Source organism: Pseudomonas sp. FSL R10-2964 (assembly GCF_009600035.1).
In the GTDB taxonomy this organism is placed as follows: domain Bacteria; phylum Pseudomonadota; class Gammaproteobacteria; order Pseudomonadales; family Pseudomonadaceae; genus Aquipseudomonas; species Aquipseudomonas bubulae.
On the sequence record NZ_WIWH01000042.1, the window covers coordinates 1 to 19327 of the forward strand.

The window sequence follows — 19327 nt, forward strand, 5'->3', positions numbered from 1 at the left end:
GCGCCGGGGCACCGGCAGTGGCTTTGCCGAAGTCGACTTCATCGGCATCGACGGCCGCCGCTACCGCGCCCGCTGGGAGGCCAACCGCGCCCGCGAGAAGGCCACCGGCAAGCTGCAGGCCAGCCGCCAGAGCCTGCGCGACCTGGACAGCGACCAACTGCTGGCCAGCCAGAAAGGCGATTACAAAGTCCAGCTCGAAGCGCGCCTGGGCTTGAACTTCGAACAATTCACCCGTGCGGTGATGCTGGCCCAGAGCGAGTTCAGCGCCTTTCTCAAGGCCGATGACAACGAACGCAGCGAACTGCTGGAAAAGCTCACCGACACTGCCCTTTACACGCGCCTGGGCAAACGTGCATTCGACAAGGCCAAAGAGGCCAGAGATGCGCACAAACTCCTGCTGGATCAGGCCGTCGGCGTCACCCCGCTGGAACCCGAGGCCCGCGCCGAACTGGATCAGCGCTTCGAGCAAGCCCAGCAGCAGTTGAAGAATCAGCAAGGCCAGCTCAAGCAACTTGAGCAGCAGCACAGCTGGCTCAAAACCCTGAGCGAGCTGCAAGAACAGCGACAGAGTGCAGCCGACCAGTTGCACCAGGCCCAAGCCCTGTGGGACAGCCAGGCCGAACAGCGCCAGACCTTGCACCTGCTGGAACACCTGGCGCCGCAACGCCATCAGTTTGCCCGGCTGGCCGAACTGGCTGAGCAACTGAGCCCGCTGGCCGAGCAAATCAGCGCCCATCTGCAGCAACAGACCGAGTTGGGCCAACGCCAGGCCCGCCTGCAAGCCGACCTGGAAAACGCCAAACAGGCGGCCTCCCTGGCGCAGGAACAACAACGGGAGGCCGCGCCGCGTGTGCAGCAAGCCCATCTGGAGCAGGCCAACCTTGACCGTCTGACCCAGACCCTGAGCAGCCAGCAAAGCCTCCAGCAACAGGCCGAGCAGGCCTGCAACGCCGGACAGCAGGCGCTTGATGCCCTGCTTGAGCGTCAGCAACAAGGCACCGAGCGCCTGGCACAGATTGCCACCCAGCTGGAAAGCAGCAGTGAACTGGCGCCCCTGGCCACTGCCTGGGGCGCCTACCGTCCGCGCCTGCAAAAACTGGTTCTGCTGAGCAATAGCCTGACCAAAGGCCGCGAAGAACTGCCCGGCCTGGAGCTGCGCGCCCAAGAGGCTGCGCAACAACTGAACGAACTGCGCAACAGCCTGGAAATCCTGTTTCAGGAAGCTGCGGCCGAGCCCCATGCGGTCAACGAACAAATCCACACCCTGGGCAGCCTGCTCAAGGACAACCGCCAGCAACAGCGCGCCTTTGAAGAGCTGCAACGCCTGAGCAACAGCCAGCAGACCCTCGATAGCCGCTTGCAGGCTCTACAGGCCAAACTGCAAACACTGCAAACCGAACGCGAAACCCTGATCGAGCAAGGCAACCAGACCAAAGCCCGTTTCGCGGCCGCCGAGCAGGCACTGGACGTGACCCGCAAACTGCTGGAACGCCAGCGCCTTGCGCGCAGTGCCAGTGTTGAAGAGTTGCGCGAACAACTGCAGGATGATCAGCCCTGCCCCGTATGCGGCAGCCAGGAGCACCCGTATCACCAGCCCGAAACCTTGCTGCAAAGCCTGTCGCGCCAGGATGAGCTGGAAGAGCGCAACGCCCGCAAAGCGGTCGATGACCTCAAGCAGACACTGGATCAATTGCGCGATCAATTCAGCGCACTGAAGGCGCAGATCCAGGAGCTGCGTTTGCAGCACCAACAGATCATTGAAGAACAGCAGGCGCTCGCACCGAGCCTTGAAGCTCACCCGCTCCATGAGCAGTGGCTGGCCCAGGAGCCGGGCAAGCGCGGGCACTGGCTGAGCCTGCGCCTCGATCAACTGCAACATAGCATTACCCAGGACGAACAACGGCAGAACGTGCTGCTGGCGTTGCAAAAAGAGGCGGCGCATTTACAGCAACAAGTGCAGCGCTGCACCCAGGCCAGCCAGCTCGCCGCACAACAACTGGCCGAGCAGCAATTGCATCTGAATGCCGACAGCCAGCGCCTTGCAGAAGAGCTAAGCGAGTTTGCCAACCTGCTGAGTCCGGCCAGCCTGGATGCGTTGCGCGAAAATCCGTCCACCGGCTTTATGACCCTGGACCGGCAAGTGGCTGATCGGCTGGCTCAAATCGATCAACAGCGCGACGAACAGGCCGAGCAAGCGGAGCGCGCCAGCAGCATTGAACGCGAACACTACCTGCAGGCCAATCGCCGCAAGGCACTGGACGATCTGCAACGCAGCGTCAATGACCTGGGCGTCCAGCAACAGGCCAGCCAGCACAGCCTCAAGGCATTGCTGGGCGACCACCCCAGCGCCGGGCAATGGCAACAGGCGCTGGAGCAAGCGGTTGAACAGGCCCGCACTGCCCAGACCCAGGCCGAGCAGGCCCTGCAAGCCACCGCCAACCAGTTGCTGCAACTGGCGGCCGAGCTCAAGGCCGGGCAAGAGCGCCAGCAAGCCCTGCAACAGGAACATGCCCAACTCGGCACCCTGCTGGGGCAATGGCGCGCCCAACACCCAGAACTCGACGATAGTCGCCTGCAGCAATTGTTGGCCTACGACGACAGTCAGGTGCGCGAACTGCGCCAGCAACTGCAACACAGCGAAAAAGCCGTCGAGCAAACCCGCGTCTTGCTGCAAGAGCGCGAGCAGCGCCTGGCCCAGCATCAGGCGCAAGCCAACGGCAACCTTGACGCCGAAGCGCTCAACAACGCCCTTGTGGAACTGCACGCGCAGTTGAACGCCAGTGAACAGCAATGTGCCGAACTGCGCGCCCGCCAAAGCGAAGACCAACGGCGCCAGCAGGCCAACCAGGCACTGGCGCAACGCATCGCCCAGGCCTATGACCAATGGCAACGCTGGGCGCGGCTCAGTGAACTGATCGGTTCGGGCAGCGGCGATAAATTCCGTAAAATCGCCCAGGCCTACAACCTCGACCTGCTGGTGCACCATGCCAACGCACAGCTGCGCCAGTTGGTACGCCGCTACCGCCTCAAACGTGGCGGCAGCATGCTGGGCCTGCTGGTGATGGACACCGAGATGGGCGATGAATTGCGCTCGGTGCATTCACTGTCGGGGGGTGAAACCTTTCTGGTATCACTGGCCCTGGCCCTGGGTCTGGCGTCGATGGCCTCCAGCACCCTGAAAATCGAATCGCTGTTTATCGACGAAGGCTTTGGCAGCCTCGACCCTGAATCGCTGCAACTGGCCATGGACGCCCTGGACGGCCTGCAGGCCCAAGGGCGCAAGGTGGGGGTGATTTCCCACGTGCAGGAAATGCATGAACGTATTCCGGTACAGATTGAGGTGCGCCGCCAGGGTAATGGCCTGAGCACCGTGGAGGTGAAATGAGCCGCCACGTACTGTATTCGTTCCGTCGCTGCCCCTATGCCATGCGTGCGCGCATGGCCCTGGGCTACAGCGGTGTGCCGTTGTCGATTGTCGAAGTCAGTCTCAAGGCCAAGCCGGCCGAAATGCTCGCGGCCTCGCCCAAGGGCACGGTGCCAGTGCTGGTCTGTGCTGATGGCCGGGTGATCGAGCAAAGCCTGGAGATCATGCACTGGGCGCTGGGCCAGCATGACCCGGACAACTGGTTGCAAGCGGATTACATGGGGCTGATCGAAGCGAATGACAGCGTCTTCAAGGTGCTGCTGGATCGCTACAAATACGCCATTCGCTATCCGGAGCAGCCGATGGAGCATTACCGGGCCCGGGGGGTCGAGTATTTGCAAGGGCTTGAGCAGCGGCTTGAACGCCATCCCTTCCTTGCTGGCGAGGCGCTGAGTCTGGCCGATGTGGCCCTGGCGCCCTTTGTGCGGCAGTTTGCCCATGTCGATCGAGAATGGTTTGCGCAAGCGCCCTTGCCGCACTTGAATGCCTGGCTGGAGCGGTTTTTGGCATCGGAGTTGTTTGCTTCGGTGATGGCCAAAAGCCCCTCACCCCAACCCTCTCCCATAAGGCTTAAGCAGCCTGGCCCATAACCTGTAGCCGCTGCCGAGGCACGAGGCTGCGATCGAGGACGCAGTCCTCGTCAATCCAGTTACTGGGTTGTTTCTGAAACAACCCATTGACAGAATCTACGACGGCTTCGCCCTCGATCGCAGCCTCGTGCCTCGGCAGCGGCTACAAACCTTTTGCGATCTCTCAACCCCGGGTTTTATGATCCAGGGCCGCATAGAAATTGGCGCTTTGTTGCAGGTATTTCTGGGTGTAAGCCGTGGGTTTTTTGTCGCTGAGCACCGTCGCTGCACTGGCAGGCAGGGCCACGGTGGCGGAGATGGCGGAAGCCGCAATAACGGAGAAAAGATTGAAGTTCATGGCACCCTCGACGATTCAGTTGGCTTGCTTGCCTTTTCAGGCCGTGAAACCAACTTAACGCCAAGGGCCCTGGTGCAGAAATTCATTGCAGCACTAGCGTCTATCAGTGCGATTGATACAAGGCTGCACGCCCATGATTACGGGCGGTTGATAAACTTCACATCAGACGGCGCATCCATCGCCAGGGTTTGTACGGTCTTGCCCAGCTTGCCGGTCGCAGGGTCGCGCTCCAGCACCACAATGGCATTGCTCATCTGGTTGGCAATCAGCAAAAACTTGCCGTTGGGGCTCAGGGCAAACTCCCGCGGGGGATCGCCATCCACCGAGCGGCGCTGGATCTCTGTCAGCTCGCCATTCTCCGGATTGATCGCAAACACCAGGATTTCATTGGCCTTGCCACGGTTGCTGACGTACAGGAACTTGCCGTCCTGTGACGCATGCAAGGCACCGGCCGCACGGTTCTGCGCCGGCTTGCCCTTGGCCAGCTCCAGCGCCTGGCGCTGCTTGAGGCGACCATTGTCATAGTCGAACACAAACACCTGAGCGCTCATTTCAGTGGTCAGGTAAGCGTGCTTGCCATCCCTGGAAAACAACAGGTGACGTGGACCGCTGCCTGCCGGCAATTCAACAAATGCCGGGTCGGCCACCACCAGCGGATGCTCCGGGTTGGCGGCCGGGTCGTAGCGGTAGACAAACACCTTGTCCGCGCCCAGATCACTGGCGTAGACAAACTTGCCGTCAGGCGATGACACCACCGAATGCACATGGGCCGACATCTGCCGCTCAGGGTTGACCAGGCTGGCCGGGTGGCTGCTCATCTGCGTTACAGGCTGCAACTGACCTTCGGCATTGATCGGCAATACCGCCAGGCTGCCCCCAGGGTCAGCGTGAACGCCGTAGTTGGCGACAAACAGATAACGCTCGTCTGCGCTCAGGCTGGAGTGGGTCGGTTCTTCACCCAGGGTCTTGACCTGGTTGATCAGGGTCAGCGCGTTGGTTTTCGGGTCAATCGCCACGCTACTGGCGCGCCCGACAACATCGGCCTGGCCCTGGCCGTTTTCATTGACCACAAACAGACGGGTCTGGTCTTTGGACAGGGTCAGCCACGACGGGTTGGCAGCCTTGAACACTTGCAGCGGCTCAGGGGTGATACGCCCCTTGCTACTGTCAAACTGCAGGCGGTAGATGCCCTGGCTTTTGCCCTGGGTATAGGAACCCACCAACAGCTCGACTTCATCGCGAGTCTCGGCCTGGGCCGACATCGCCCCCACGCTCAGCGCCATCAGCATGGGCAGGGTTTTAAACTTCATCTGCGACCTCGGCTTCATCGTCGTCGTTGTTTGCGCTCAGGGCGCTGAGGCAAACCAGGCGATGCTCGCCCGAGTCACCGGTGAGGGTCCAGCTTTGCAAACCCTGGTCAAATACCGCCGCGTCGATCTGCGCCGCGGTGAAGTGCCAGCGTTTTTCCGCGCGCCCGTCCATGCACTTGATGAGCAACTGCACATCGTCCAGAGAAAAATCCCAGGCATGCAGCCCGTCAATCACCAGCATATCGCTGGTTTCAAGGGCTGTGCGCAAGGTCTGGTTTGAATCGCTCATTGATCAATCACCTGTTGGAAAGGCGTAATGATAGGTCAATTGCGCCTGGAACCCACGTACCCGATGCGTTATCAGGGCTGTTTGGGCAAAAAGTGCTCCTTGAACAACTCCTCGGTGATTTTTCCGTAATACATCTCGGGCACTTTCTGCCCGGGCCCGGCCTTGGCCTCCAGGCTTTTTTTGCTGTCCATGCGCTGCTCGGGCAGTTTGAAGTGGGCCGCTCTGGGGTGGTTGTCACCGCCAATCGCCTGGGCATAGTGCACATGCGCGTACCAGAGCACCTGGCCGGCACGATCCTGCACTTCATACTCCTGCACGAAGTCCTGCCGCTCACCGGTCATGGCGATACGCTGATTGATTTTCACCAGCTGCACCTCCCCCAGATCCAGCAAAAAACCCACATTGCGCGAGCTCGGCGGCAATGACCGCAAGATCTTCAGCCCCTCGCTGCGTAACAGTATTGCTGCGTTTTCAAGACGGGCAATCAAGGCCTCGGGCGTGCCGGGCACGGGTGCGCCCACTGGCAGCAGGTCAGGATGCAAGGCCTTGATTTCAGCCACCAGCCGATCCAGGTTATGGGCAAAGCGATCCAGAGTGCCATAGAGCTCTGGCGCAAACTGTGTGCGCTTGACGCGGCTTTTTACTCGATGGATTTCACCACTGACCTGCTTTAACAAGGTGGCCGCCTGGGCCCTGACCGTCCCGTAGGGTCGCACCAGCGCCACCTGAGGGGTCTGCAGCTCGACCCATTGACCCGCAGCCATCTGTTTATAGGCGGTCAGAACATTCGTCGATATGCCGCCCGGTGGCTGCGCCGCAGGCCGTTCACCGATATCGACAATCTCGGGCTCGCCCTGGGCATGGCTGGCCCTGACGGTGCCGATCAGCAGCCCCTTGTTGCGCGTGCGCACAATTTTGCGCCTGGCCTGAGGCACACGGGAAGGCCCAGGCTGCGCCGGGAGCCATTCTTGCAGGGCCCTGGCCTGCTCCAGCTGCATGGCCTCGGCCCGGGAGTCCAGCGCCTTGATAACTGTTTTGACATTATCCACATGGCGTTGATCCAGTTGTATACCGGGTCGCGCCAGGAAAAGGCTCAACGCCTCTTCAGCCGCGGCATAGTGCTCGCGCACATCATTGAGGATTTCAAGGCGTTCGCTGTGGCTGAACAAGGTTTCGTCCTCAAGTTCGGACTGGTTTTTAGCCTTGAAATACAGCGGCCCGACAATCTCATCCACTGCGCGCCGGTCTTCGCCCGCCGGCTCCAGCGGTACAAGATCGCGCAGCACCACCAACTGATGGGATCTGCACAGCACATCGGAGCGGTAACGGGTTACGGTCTGCCCCTCAATCTCAATCTCAACCTCATAGCGGATATGACGTCTTCGCGCGTCCAGCGCCTCCCTGAAACCCGACTTGGGCACCCCGCGCAGCTTCACCAGATAAGCCTGCATGGCCTGGAAGTCTTTAACGGCGCCCTCCAGCTGCTGGAAAATCTTCAGGCAATCCGCCCGATACCCCACCGTTTTGAACAGCGCGGCATCCACCACCTGCGTCTCGTCCCGGAACACCTCCGGGTGCATCTCTTGCAAAGAGCGGCAGATAGTCACCCTTGAATCAAACAGATGCGCCGTCAGAAGGATCATGTTTTTGTAACTCTGCGACAGAATGACATGGTCATTGTCTTCCGCCAGCAGTGCATGTTTTTGCAGCAGCTGATCCAGTACGGCAACATACTGCGGTTGCTGTTGCTCAATCACTCTGATGCAGCGCTCCAGCGCCTGGATGCACGCTGCCGGCGGGGCACCCTGGGCATCGAGTTGCGCATAGGCCCGGGTAGCTTCATCCATTTCGGCTTGCAGGGCCGGTACTCGCTCGTTGTACTGGGCCATTTTTGTGCGCAACTCATTGATGCGTTTGATACGGGCCCCTCCTCTGGGCAAAGGCTCGGGTACATCGCCTCCTCCGCGCAGCCCCGCCATTCGGGAGAATCGCCAGACCCCTGCGTCATCACCGGTGATGCGCGGGCCTTTATCCGAGGGGTCACGGGGATTGACCAGAAACACCCCATCAGAATCAATCCCGACTTGATAGGGAAAGTCCTCAACAAGGGCATGCCATTTGCCGTCCAGTGCGTACAGGCCCTTATAGACCCCTTCCTTTACATAGCTATTTTGCGTGTCGGACCATTGACCGCGATTTCGGTCAAGCCACTCCAGGTGCGAAGGTTTGAAATGCTCCCAACGGTCACTGAACCAGGCAAAATCCAGCTGGGTTTTATAATTGCCCACGGGCACCGCCGGCAGGAAAGTCACCCCCTCCCTGATTTCGCCAGCATTCACCGGCCCGGTGTCAGGGGCAATGCGTCGTTGCGCAAACTCGGCGGGCAGCAGCACATCATCGGGTCGGGCCACTCTGCCCGTCAGCTGCACCTGCTCAGGCCGCAGATACAACAGGGTCAGCCCGATATTGAACAGCAGATCAATCAGCGCCGGCGCCCTGGAGGTCGAGTCCGGGCTGCGCAGGCTTTGCAGATCACTTTGCAACGCCAGCACGGTCATCACCACCGCGTTAAGCGCATGCAGCGCCCACGGCAATTTGAGCATGGGCACCAGGGTATTGAACAACAGCCATCCCCCCTGGATCAGTGATGCCCAGCGCCTTTTGCTGTTGGAGACGGTTTGCCGGTCGGCCAGCTCGCTCAGGGCCAGGGCCATTTCGGTATACAAGGTATGCCCAAAGTCGTCCTTGAGGGCAAAGTCGCTTATCAGGGCCGGACGGGATGAAGGGGGCACGGGAAATTCATCAAACACCCATGACGGTGCCTGGTGGACCCGTTGAAAGCCACCGTTCTCATAAATACGCCGGGCACCGCCGGGCAGCCAGTCAAGCACGCTCTGCTGCAGCGGGCCCGACGCCACAATGGCGGCCCCGAGTGCGGCCCAGGACCGATACTCCACCAGCGCGTCTTCATACAAGGGCCGATAGAGCACATGGGGCCCCGCCGATACCTGTTGCGGGCCGATCACAAACATATTGCGCACCACATCCGGCCGCGCCGTGGGCGCCGTCAAAAAAGCCAGCGGCCGGATCACCACCACCTGCCCCGGCATCCTGCGCAACGCAGGGTCGAGCATCATCAAGCCCTTTACGCAGTGATAACCGCGCTCGGTGAAGTTGCCGCGCTTGCGGATTTTGCATTCCAGGGCCAGCAAGGGTAACTGCACCCGCAGCTCATCGATAAACAAGCGTTCCCGCTCCCGGGCATGCTCGGGGTTATCCAGCAGGCAGCGCCTGATCCATTGCGGGTAGGTCTGGCCAATATCGACTGACTGGATCAGCCGCCGCACGTAGTCCGGGGTCATCCACCAGTCCTGGATCAACTGGCCCCTGGCATGGGTGATGCGCTGGGGCCGGCTCATTGCGCCCCTGAGATTTTGCACGGCCAGTTCGGTCAGGGTCAGGGTGTAAGGGTTGAGGGTGCCAGCAGTGCCCTCTCCTCCCGGCCCCACCGGGTTGATAAATGTCAGCAGCAGCTCGTCAGGGTTATAACCCGGTGCCTGTGGCTGGTCCCGGTCCATCTGCCGACGCAAGGCATTGGCCGTATAATCGTGCAGGCTGGGGATATCGTCGTTAAAACGACGGCCATTGGCCTGCTGATTGGCACTGGCGAGGGCCGTCAGATGGCTGCGATAAGCGAAACGATCCGCTATAGATGCCTGCCGCAGCCACTCGGGCAGTCCGGCGTGGAGGCTGGACAAATCCCGCGGATCGAGCTGTTCTGTGGCGCTGAATACGGCCGCGGTATCGGTAATGTCCAGCACCTGAATCTCCAGGGCCTCTGCACTCATCGGCGGCTCGGGCGCCATGATTGCATCCAGATGACGCTCAAGCAGGCACAGGGCCTGAGCCTGCACCAGGTTGCCTTCAGGCTCATAAAGTACGCGGGTGACAGAGTCCAGTTCAAAGCGCGCGGCCATATCGCTGCCCCAGCTTTGGGTAAAGCGGCTGATGGACGCATAAGCCTGAATGCTGCCGTCCACCTTGCAGTGGAAAACGCCATTTTCGCCACTCAGCGGATGCACAATCAGCACATCCGGGGTCAGCACCTCCCAGGACTTGCCCCCGGCCACAATCTTCGCGGCCACACTGTAGGCCCGGGTCGTGCTGTCAAGGCCAGGCAAAGCGTGCCGATCGAGGCGGTCGGGGTAACGGAACACCGCGCGCAGTACCCCGCGCTGCCGGGCACTCAGGTTAACCTTGGTCTCGGCAGTGGCCAGCAACTGCTCCTGGATGATCCGCGACAACCAGATCAGACGGCTCGGCCCGGCCTCGGCGGGTTGATTCCAGTACCCCACCAGCGCTTTTTGCAGTGCCACGCGCCAGCCCTGCACCACAGTGCGCATCAGTGGCACGACCCGGCTTATGGGCTGGATCTGGCTCAGTTGAGAATGGGCGGTTCTCACGCCAATAAAACACTCGTCGTCCGAATAGTAGTCGTAGTTCAGCGGTTGCTGGCTGGCGATATGTTCCAGCAGCACATTACTCAGCAGCCGATAGCCGGGCTGCTCAAGGGCAGTACCGTCCGGGGCCATCGTTTGCACCAGCCAGGTGTGAAAGATATCGAAGACCTGGGGCGCAAACGCCGCATTCAGTTGCTCAAGCAACAACTGGCGCACCACAACCCGCAGATTGGGGCGCAAGGCAAACTGACTGGCCACGACCTCCTGGACCAACCGGGCGTCGATAATGGGGGAAAAAGGTAAAGCGGCTGTATTCACGTGGGCATCCTTCACTGTTGGCTCAAGGCAACAGTTAAAGGAATCGGCGGGGGTAGCGTGGGGTAGCGGGTTAGTGCAGGGTCGTTGAAAACCGCAATTGAAATTCGCAACTATCCGCACCATCCGCAACCTGTAGCCGCTGAGGAGCGGAGCGAGGCTGCGATCGGCGGCGGCGCCGTCGTGAAATCAGGCACTGCGGCGTGTCAGTTAAAACCGGTTATCTGAGTTTACGACGGCTTAGTCGGAGTGCCGCATCACGCTGATCGCAGCCTCGCTCCGCTCCTCAGCGGCTACAGACCTATATGTCAGATAAAACTGCGTGGCTCGCGCAACAAGGCCTCCAGTTCAACCGCCGGCAGTGGGCGACAAGTTGGCTCAAGGCAACAGTTAAAGGAATCGGCGTGCATAACGTGGGGTAGCGGGTTAGTGCAGGGTCGTTGAAAACCGCAATTGAAATTCGCAACTATCCGCACCATCCGCAACCTGTAGCCGCTGAGGAGCGGAGCGAGGCTGCGATCGGCGGCGGCGCCGTCGTGAAATCAGGCACTGCGGCGTGTCAGTTAAAACCGGTTATCTGAGTTTACGACGGCTTAGTCGGAGTGCCGCATCACGCCGATCGCAGCCTCGCTCCGCTCCTCAGCGGCTACAGACCTATATGTCAGATAAAACTGCGTGGCTCGCGCAACAAGGCCTCCAGTTCCACCGCCGGCAGAGGGCGACAAAAAAGATAGCCCTGCACCTGATCGCAACCGTTGGCGGTCAGGAACTCCAGTTGCTCCCGTGTCTCCACTCCTTCGGCAATCACCTGCAAATCAAGGCTATGGGCCAGCTCGATAATGGTCCGGGCGATGGCCGCATCCTGCGGACTCAAGGTAACTTCACGGATAAACGCAATATCAATCTTCAGCTTGTCGATCGGGAAACGGCTCAGGTAGGCAAGGCTCGAATACCCCGTGCCAAAGTCATCAATGGAAATTTTCACCCCCATATCACGCAGCGTCAGCAGGCTGGCCACGGTATGAGGGGTGTTCTCCATCAGCGAGCCCTCGGTCAGCTCCACTTCGAGCAAGTGCGGGTCGAGCTGATGGGCCTTGAGCGAACGCTCGATATCATCCACCAGATCCCCCTCGCAAATCTGCAGCGCCGACACGTTCACCGCCACTTCCACCCCACCCAGCCCCGCGCTTTGCCATTGGGCAATCTGGCTGCAAACCCGGTCAATCACCCACTGGCCCACCTTCGAGATCAGCCCCAGGCTTTCCAGCAGCGGCACAAACACCACAGGGGACACCGTGGCATGCCCCGGTCGGTGCCAGCGCAGCAGTGCCTCTACCCCGCTGATCTGACCGTCAGCCAGGCTGATCTTGGGCTGGTAATACACCTCGAACGCCTGCTTGCGCACCGCATCGCGCAGTGCGGTTTCCAGCTCTTGCCGGGCCAGTACCTCGACATTCATTTGTGCCGTGTAAAACCGATACGTGTCCTTGCCCGCCTGCTTGGCCAGGCCCATGGCGGTATTGGCGTGCTTGATCAGCCGATGCGCCTCGGCACCGTCGTCCGGGTACAGGGCTATCCCGTAACTGGCGGTCATCGGCGTGTCATGCCCCTGCAGCCTGAACGGCTCGCGCAGCACCTCGCGGATACGGTCAACCATCTGCCGCGGGCCGGGCTGCCCCTTGCGGATCATCAGGATCAGGGCCAGCTCGTCACCGTCCATCCGCCCCAGGGTGTCACTGACATTCAGGCAGTTGGACAGGCGCTGACTGAACTCGGCCAACACCTGGTCCCCCATCAAATGGCCCCAGGTCAGGTTGATATTTTTGAAGTCATTGAGGCCCACCGTCACGACCGCCAGCTGCCAGCCCCGCAGCACCGCCTGGGTCAGGCCCATCTGCAGGGTGGTGTAAAACAGGTCACGGTTGGGCAAGCCGGTCAGCGGGTCGTAATTGGCCATTTTCAGCAGCCGCTCATCGGTGCCCATCGCCGTGCGAAAGCGCTCCAGATCGCTGGTGCGTTTTTCCAGCTGCTGCTCCAGCATCAGGGTATGCACCGCCTGATAGTCGCCAAACGCCTTGAGCCGCAACAGATTGCGCACCCGCAACCACAATTCGTCACTGGCCACAGGCTTGCACAGAAAGTCCTCGGCACCCGCCTCCAGCCCCAGCAGGCGCGCACTTTGCTCACCCTGGCCCGACAACATGATGATCGGAATATTGGCCGTCGAAGAATTGGCCTTGAGCTGGCGGGCGACCTGGTAACCGTCAGTGCCCGGCATCATCGCATCGAGCAAAATCAGATCCGGCTGCTGTTGCGCAACCAGACTCAAGGCCTGCTCCCCCGAGCTGGCCGTCAGCGTGTGGTAACCCTGCTCTTGCAACAAGGCTTCAAGCAACTCGCGAACATGAACATCGTCATCCACGATCAAGAGTGTGGCAGCGGTATTGGACATGGAGCGCGCTCAGATAAGAGGCTGTGGGGTGCCTGACCTGCCGGCCTCCCTGGCCAGCGGCTCGTGACCGTTTAAAGATCCAGTAAAGCACCGATAACCGCACTTCACCATGAACGGCAAAAACAAAAAAAGCACCCTGAGGTGCTTTTTTTGTGTGCCCCGCGGCCTAGCCGGCCAGGCCCGCAGCCCTGGCCCGTGCCGCATGCAACTTCTTGTAGCTGTCAATCAGGCGCAGATGCTTGTCCAGCCCTTCCAGCTTGATACTGGTGGGGGTCAAACCATGGAAACGCACAGTGCCGTCCACCGAACCGATGGCGGCGTCCATGCGTTCATGGCCAAACATACGGCGGAAATTGGCCTCGTAATCTTCCAGCTCCAGGTCTTCGTCCAGCTTCATCTCCAGCACCGCATTCACCGCCTGGTAGAACAAACCGCGCTCCACGGTGTTGTCGTTGTACTGCAGGAGCATCTCCACCGCCTCTTTCGCCTCTTCATACTGCTCCAGGGCGAGCCAGATCAGCAGTTTCAACTCCAGAATGGTCAGCTGGCCCCAGGCGGTATTGTCGTCAAACTCGATACCGATCAACGTGGTGATATCGGTGTAATCATCCAGCTCGCTTTCCACCAGACGCTCGACCAGCCCCTGCAGCTCTTCTTCGTCAAGGCGGTGCAGATTAAGGATATCGGCACGGAAAAACAGCGCCTTGTTGGTGTTGTCCCAGATCAGATCGTCAGCCGGGTAGATTTCCGAATAATCCGGCACCAGGATCCGACAGGCCTTGGCGCCAATATGCTCGTACACCGCCATATACACCTGCTTGCCCATGCCCTCGAGAATGGCGAACAGGGTCGCGGCTTCCTCGGCATTGGCGTCTTTGCCCTGATGGGTGAAATCCCACTCGACAAACTCGTAATCGGATTTGGCACTAAAGAAGCGCCACGACACCACACCGCTGGAATCGATAAAGTGCTCAACGAAATTGTTCGGCTCGGTCACCGCCTGACCTTCAAAGGTCGGCTGCGGCAGATCGTTGAGCCCTTCGAAGCTGCGCCCTTGCAGCAACTCGGTGAGGCTGCGTTCCAGGGCCACTTCCAGACTCGGGTGGGCCCCGAACGAAGCGAACACCCCCCCTGTGCGCGGGTTCATCAGCGTCACACACATCACCGGGAACTCACCGCCCAGGGACGCATCCTTGACCAGCACCGGAAAGCCCTGCTCTTCCAGCGCCTGGATCCCGGCCAGAATGCCCGGATACTTGGCCAGCACGGCTTGCGGCACATCCGGCAGAGCGAACTCACCCTCGATGATTTCGCGTTTTACCGCCCGCTCGAAAATCTCCGACAGACACTGCACCTGGGCTTCGGCCAGAGTGTTACCGGCACTCATGCCATTACTGAGAAACAGGTTTTCGATCAGGTTGGACGGGAAATACACCACCTCGCCATCGGACTGGCGCACGAAAGGCAGCGAACAGATACCCCGCGCTTCATTACCCGAGTTGGTATCGATCAGATGGGAGCCGCGCAACTCACCTTCGCGGTTATAAACCTTCAGGCAGTACGGATCGAGAATCTCCCCTGGCAGCTCATCATTGGGGCCCGGCTTGAACCAGCGCTCGTCCGGATAATGCACAAACTCGGCATTGGCGATCTCCTCGCCCCAGAACTGGTCGTTATAGAAGAAGTTACAGTTCAGCCGCTCGATAAACTCGCCCAGGGCCGACGCCAGCGCGCCCTCCTTGGTGGCGCCCTTGCCGTTGGTAAAACACATGGGCGACTGCGCATCGCGAATATGCAGCGACCACACATTGGGCACGATATTGCGCCACGAAGCGATTTCGATCTTCATCCCCAGGCCGGCCAGAATGGCGGACATATTGGCGATGGTCTGCTCGAGCGGCAGATCCTTGCCGGCGATAAAGGTACCGCCCCCGGAAGTGGACGCCGGCATCAGCAGGGCCTGGGCATCGGCGTCGAGGTTCTCCACCTCTTCAATGACAAACTCGGGCCCGGCCTGCACCACCTTCTTTACCGTGCAGCGGTCGATGGAACGCAGAATGCCCTGACGGTCCTTCTCGGAAATATCCGCCGGCAACTCGACCTGAATCTTGAAAATCTGGTTATAGCGGTTTTCGGGGTCGACAATATTGTTTTGCGACAGACGAATATTCTCGGTGGGAATATTGCGCGTCGAGCAGTACAACTTCACAAAATAAGCCGCGCACAGCGCCGACGAAGCCAGAAAGTAATCGAACGGACCAGGAGCCGAACCATCGCCCTTGTAGCGGATGGGCTGATCGGCAACCACGGTGAAGTCATCGAACTTGGCTTCAAGTCGGAGGTTGTCGAGAAAGTTGACCTTGATTTCCATGCGGGATTACCAGAGTTGCTAACAAATAATGGCGGCCATTATCCGGCTTTTACGCATGAAGTGTTGTGCTTTTGCGCATAAGCGCCCGCCGGCGCCCGCCACCTGCAGGCCCTGGCGAAGGAACGGGGCTGCGATCACCCTACGCGGCCGACTGAACAGCGCCCTCTCCCTCTGGGAGGGTGTGGACCGGACACATGGTTGACGGGTGTGCGCGGACATAGTGGACACTTTTCGGCAGTGTTATGGGTATTCCCGTTGTCTGGACAATCCCGTGGCTATAGCAAAAGCCAACCTAGAACCCTGCACAAAACCTGTAGATACTCTGTGGCCGGTCAAGGGCTCTTTGTAGCAGCTGACTCGCTCTACTCGTCAACTGCTACAGGAACACTGCAACTGTGGGAGCGAGCCTGCTCGCGAAGGTCGTTCGCGAGCAGGCTCCCACAGTCTGAATTTCCTTCAGACCTTGTAGCCGCTGCCGAGGAACGAAGGCTGCGATCAAGAGGGTGCGCCACTGCCACGCAGCAGTCATAAACCCTGAGAACCTGGTTAACAGACACAACCCATTGCCTGATTTTGCGATGAATTCGTCGGAGTGCCGCATCACGCCGAACGCAGCCTTCGTTCCTCGGCAGCTGCTTGAAACTACAAGCTCAGGTTTTTTCGGGATTTTTCGTACAGGTTTGGCAATTGCTGCTTGCCGGGTGTGATCTGCTTGTTCTTGTTTGTTTAACTGATATGTATGTGCTCGTGTCCAAGATCTATTTTGTTTTTGTTTTTGTTTTTGTTTTTGCTGTAGCCACGGGATTGCCCAGAAAACCGGAATGCCCATAACACTGCCGAAAAGTGTTCACCATGTCCCCGTACACCCGTCACCATGTGTCCGGACCGTACAGGTCCTTCCACAAGGGACTCGACGTAAGGTCGAAACCAATACCCCAGTTAGACACAAATGCCGGATATGTACCCGGTGGGTCAGTTATCTTAAGACCCCCACAAATCCAAATAACGCGCCTGTCGCCAATCAGGCGCGTGCTGCATCAGTGCGTTACCAGCGTATCCAGCGACTTGTCGACATAACCCTTGGCCAGCTCCACCAAGTGCATGACCGACAACACCAAATCGCGCGCGGGCCCGCTCAAGCCATTCCCCGCCTCATTCGCGCAGGCGCCCGCGCAGCGCAACAAGTCTGACGCCTGGGCCAGGGCCGCTTCTGAATTGACACTGTGCGGGATGGCCAACAGGGCCATGCCCGTGGGGCGAACGGGCTTATGGTTTTGCAGGTAGTAATTGAGCGCACGTTCGGTGGCGGCACGGTCCAGCAACGGTTTGTTACTGTCAGCAGCATCGAGGGGGAAAGCGGGTGGATCGGGGACGATTTTGTTCATAGCGTAACTCCGACTTTGTATAAGGAGCTGCCCGCACTCGCTACTAAACGAATGGGAGGCAGCCGTACGCAGGTTAGTAGACCGGTACAGTCGGCAAAACCGGCGCGCTCGATGGCGCCCTGCGCACGGCCACCATAAACGCAGGCCGTAAAAAGCGCCTCGCGGAGGTGGCGCCTTGCGCCAACTGTACAAGCCGGGCTACTAAACCCGACCGCTGATTTGCAGCGATGGGCCGAGATTATTCCCCGATGTAAAACGGCGCAAGGGAACGGGATTTTCTAGGATGCTTCACGACAATGAAAGCGAAACGTCGTACGAAACGCCTGAAATAGAGGGCCAAATGCCTGCCATGACCTGCGATACAACGGTATGAACAGGTTGCAAAACAACTGCGCCACCGCGTACATATCCTGCATTTGCATATAACTGAAATATTGGTTTCGCTTTTACAGCGAGTCCCTTTTTGAAGGACCAAAAAGGAACCAAAAAGTCCTCGCCCTACCATACGGCCGCCTCGCCAAGGCTCGGTGGTTCCCTCACTCCGGCACTGTTATGGGGGCACGCCGCGACAGGCCATCCATGGCCCATCGCGGCTGGCGCAGCGTCCTGCCGCGCCACCCCCATAACAGCACCTGCGTTCGGCCTTCTGTGAGGGGCATTCGCGTCGCATGATTAATCGCGTGGCAACAGCAACAGCAACAGCAACAGCAAAACTTTTAAACAACACCAATCCCTTGTGGGAGCGGGCTTGCCCGCGATGGCAGCACTTCGGTCATACAGATAGAACGAGGTGCCTGCATCGCGGGCAAGCCCGACTCCCACAGGGAAATATGTCGGTCGAAAATCCTGCATTCAAACAGGCCGGCCGGTCGGCCGCCTCGTGGCGCAGTGCTGTTGATCTGCCAGCCCTCCCGGGAGGCCGAGAGGAGGTTCTGAGGAGTGGGTCGACCGGCATGGATGCCGGGAGAGCCGCGATGGGCCATGGATGGCCCGTGGCGGCGTGCCCACGGAGCAGGACCGGAGCGAGGGAACCTGAGCGCAGCGAAGGCCGTACGAAGGGGCGAAAGCGCTTGGGTTACTTTGCCGCTTTTGCAAAGTGACTCGCTGTAAAAGCGAAACCAATATTTCAGTTAGACACAAATGCCGGATATGTACCCGGAGGATCAGTTATTCAGCAGCCCAATAACGCGCCTGCCCCAAAAAAACGAGCAAACCACGACCCCCACCCAAAAAACCGACCAAATAGCGACCATATCCCCAATAAAAGTCACAGGCGCTAGCGCAATACTGGAGCACATACCCATAAACCCGCACTAACTTAAAGCACCCACCTGACAACTAGTAAATACATCTAACCTTATATACAGAACTAACACCGCGCACTTAACCCCATATACCCGCCTCCCCCAACAAGTTTAAAAAACACTATTTACACCTCTATATCACAGTGCCACTATCGCCACACACAGCAAAACCGCTGCAAAAAACACCCGCTTTCAGGCCAAAAAAACACCGGCCTGCGCAAACCTCCCATCCGTACACGGCCCAGGCAAGGGCCGGGGCAGCGCCCGCTAGCACAGGGCCATGCTCAAGACACCTGCCACTGGGCGGAGTTATTTTTGGTCGAAAATGGCCGAAATGTTATTTATTGTCAGTCAATAGATATTGAAATACGCCTATATAGCTCAAATAAAATCGCCAGCGGATTTAAAGGTTGATATTGCAATCGGTTCGCAGTTAATATTTTGCCCGTTCAACTTCGTACCGACCCTTTATCTGTAATAAAGCCGGAGCAACTGTGCTCCTGCCCAGGCCATCGCCACATCATACTGATGCCGGCAGCCTTTATTGATAGGCACAGCCACTCCCTGGACAGGGAGTAATGGTCGTGACGATTCGTTAAGTGCTCTCGCCGGCTGAGCATGTTTGGCACAAAGGAAGCTGCCTTGTTTAAACGAATCTTGATTGTCTGCATTGGCAATATTTGCCGCAGCCCTACCGCCGAACACCTCTTGCGGGTCGCCCTTGCGCCCTCCGACATCGTCGTGAGCTCCGCAGGCCTGAGCGCCGTAAAAAGCAAGCCCATCGAAGCCACAGCGGCGGCCGTTCTAGAAGAACATGGCCACGCCGTGCCTGAACACATTTCCACCCAGCTGACTGCTGCCAAGATAAATGAAGCCGATCTTATTTTGGTCATGGAACAACATCATATTAATGGTGTCCTAAGCCTCGCTCCAGAGGCACGGGGCAAAGTATTCCTGCTGGGCAAATGGCAAGACAACCGCGAAATCAACGACCCGTACCGCCAGGGCAAGCCTGCTTTTGTGCACGCGTACGCACTGATTGACGCCGCCGTAAATGCATGGGCCCAGCGGATCAAACGCTGAGTCATCC

The 19327-nt window shown here is 59.1% G+C and carries 11 protein-coding genes; 3 read left to right on the plus strand and 8 right to left on the minus strand.

Annotated elements, in window-relative coordinates:
* The coding region (locus GHN92_RS20185; RefSeq protein ID WP_153380929.1) for an SbcC/MukB-like Walker B domain-containing protein at window positions 1–3385 on the plus strand (3385 nt) is incomplete at its 5' end.
* Window positions 3382–4014, plus strand: coding sequence for a glutathione S-transferase (locus GHN92_RS20190; protein WP_153380931.1), 633 nt, complete (start codon window positions 3382–3384; stop codon window positions 4012–4014). The genes GHN92_RS20185 and GHN92_RS20190, both read left to right, overlap by 4 nt.
* Before the next feature lie 163 nt (window positions 4015–4177).
* Here GHN92_RS20190 and GHN92_RS23910 read toward each other — a convergent pair whose 3' ends face one another.
* The 8 genes from GHN92_RS23910 to GHN92_RS20225 form a co-directional block, all read right to left on the minus strand.
* Complete coding sequence (locus GHN92_RS23910; protein ID WP_178102656.1) at window positions 4178–4351, minus strand: hypothetical protein; 174 nt, start codon at window positions 4349–4351, stop codon at window positions 4178–4180.
* Window positions 4352–4488: 137 nt separating this feature from the next.
* Window positions 4489–5661 (minus strand): lactonase family protein, encoded by a 1173-nt coding sequence (locus GHN92_RS20195; RefSeq protein WP_153380933.1) that lies wholly within the window; start codon window positions 5659–5661, stop codon window positions 4489–4491.
* Window positions 5651–5950 carry a DUF5629 family protein gene (locus GHN92_RS20200; protein WP_153380935.1) on the minus strand — a complete coding sequence of 100 codons (300 nt, stop codon included), beginning with the start codon at window positions 5948–5950 and terminating at the stop codon, window positions 5651–5653. Before GHN92_RS20200 ends, GHN92_RS20195 begins: the two co-directional genes overlap by 11 nt.
* 71 nt (window positions 5951–6021) lie before the next feature.
* Window positions 6022–10728: a dermonecrotic toxin domain-containing protein gene (locus tag GHN92_RS20205; protein WP_153380937.1), complete on the minus strand. Its 4707-nt coding sequence runs from the start codon at window positions 10726–10728 to the stop codon at window positions 6022–6024.
* Window positions 10729–11386: 658 nt separating this feature from the next.
* Window positions 11387–13177 carry a bifunctional diguanylate cyclase/phosphodiesterase gene (locus tag GHN92_RS20210; RefSeq protein WP_153380939.1) on the minus strand — a complete coding sequence of 597 codons (1791 nt, stop codon included), beginning with the start codon at window positions 13175–13177 and terminating at the stop codon, window positions 11387–11389.
* A gap of 166 nt (window positions 13178–13343) precedes the next feature.
* Window positions 13344–15548: an OsmC domain/YcaO domain-containing protein gene (locus tag GHN92_RS20215; protein WP_153380942.1), complete on the minus strand. Its 2205-nt coding sequence runs from the start codon at window positions 15546–15548 to the stop codon at window positions 13344–13346.
* A gap of 376 nt (window positions 15549–15924) precedes the next feature.
* Entirely contained in the window at window positions 15925–16377 is a 453-nt protein-coding gene (locus tag GHN92_RS20220) for a hypothetical protein (protein ID WP_153380944.1), read from the minus strand.
* A 208-nt stretch (window positions 16378–16585) separates the two neighbouring features.
* Window positions 16586–16933, minus strand: a complete 348-nt coding sequence (locus GHN92_RS20225) for a DUF6124 family protein (RefSeq protein WP_153380946.1) — start codon at window positions 16931–16933, stop codon at window positions 16586–16588.
* A 1946-nt stretch (window positions 16934–18879) separates the two neighbouring features.
* On the opposite strand from GHN92_RS20225, the gene GHN92_RS20230 reads away from it, so the two are divergent.
* Window positions 18880–19320, plus strand: coding sequence for a low molecular weight protein-tyrosine-phosphatase (locus tag GHN92_RS20230; RefSeq protein WP_176464697.1), 441 nt, complete (start codon window positions 18880–18882; stop codon window positions 19318–19320).
* Window positions 19321–19327 lie beyond the last annotated feature (7 nt).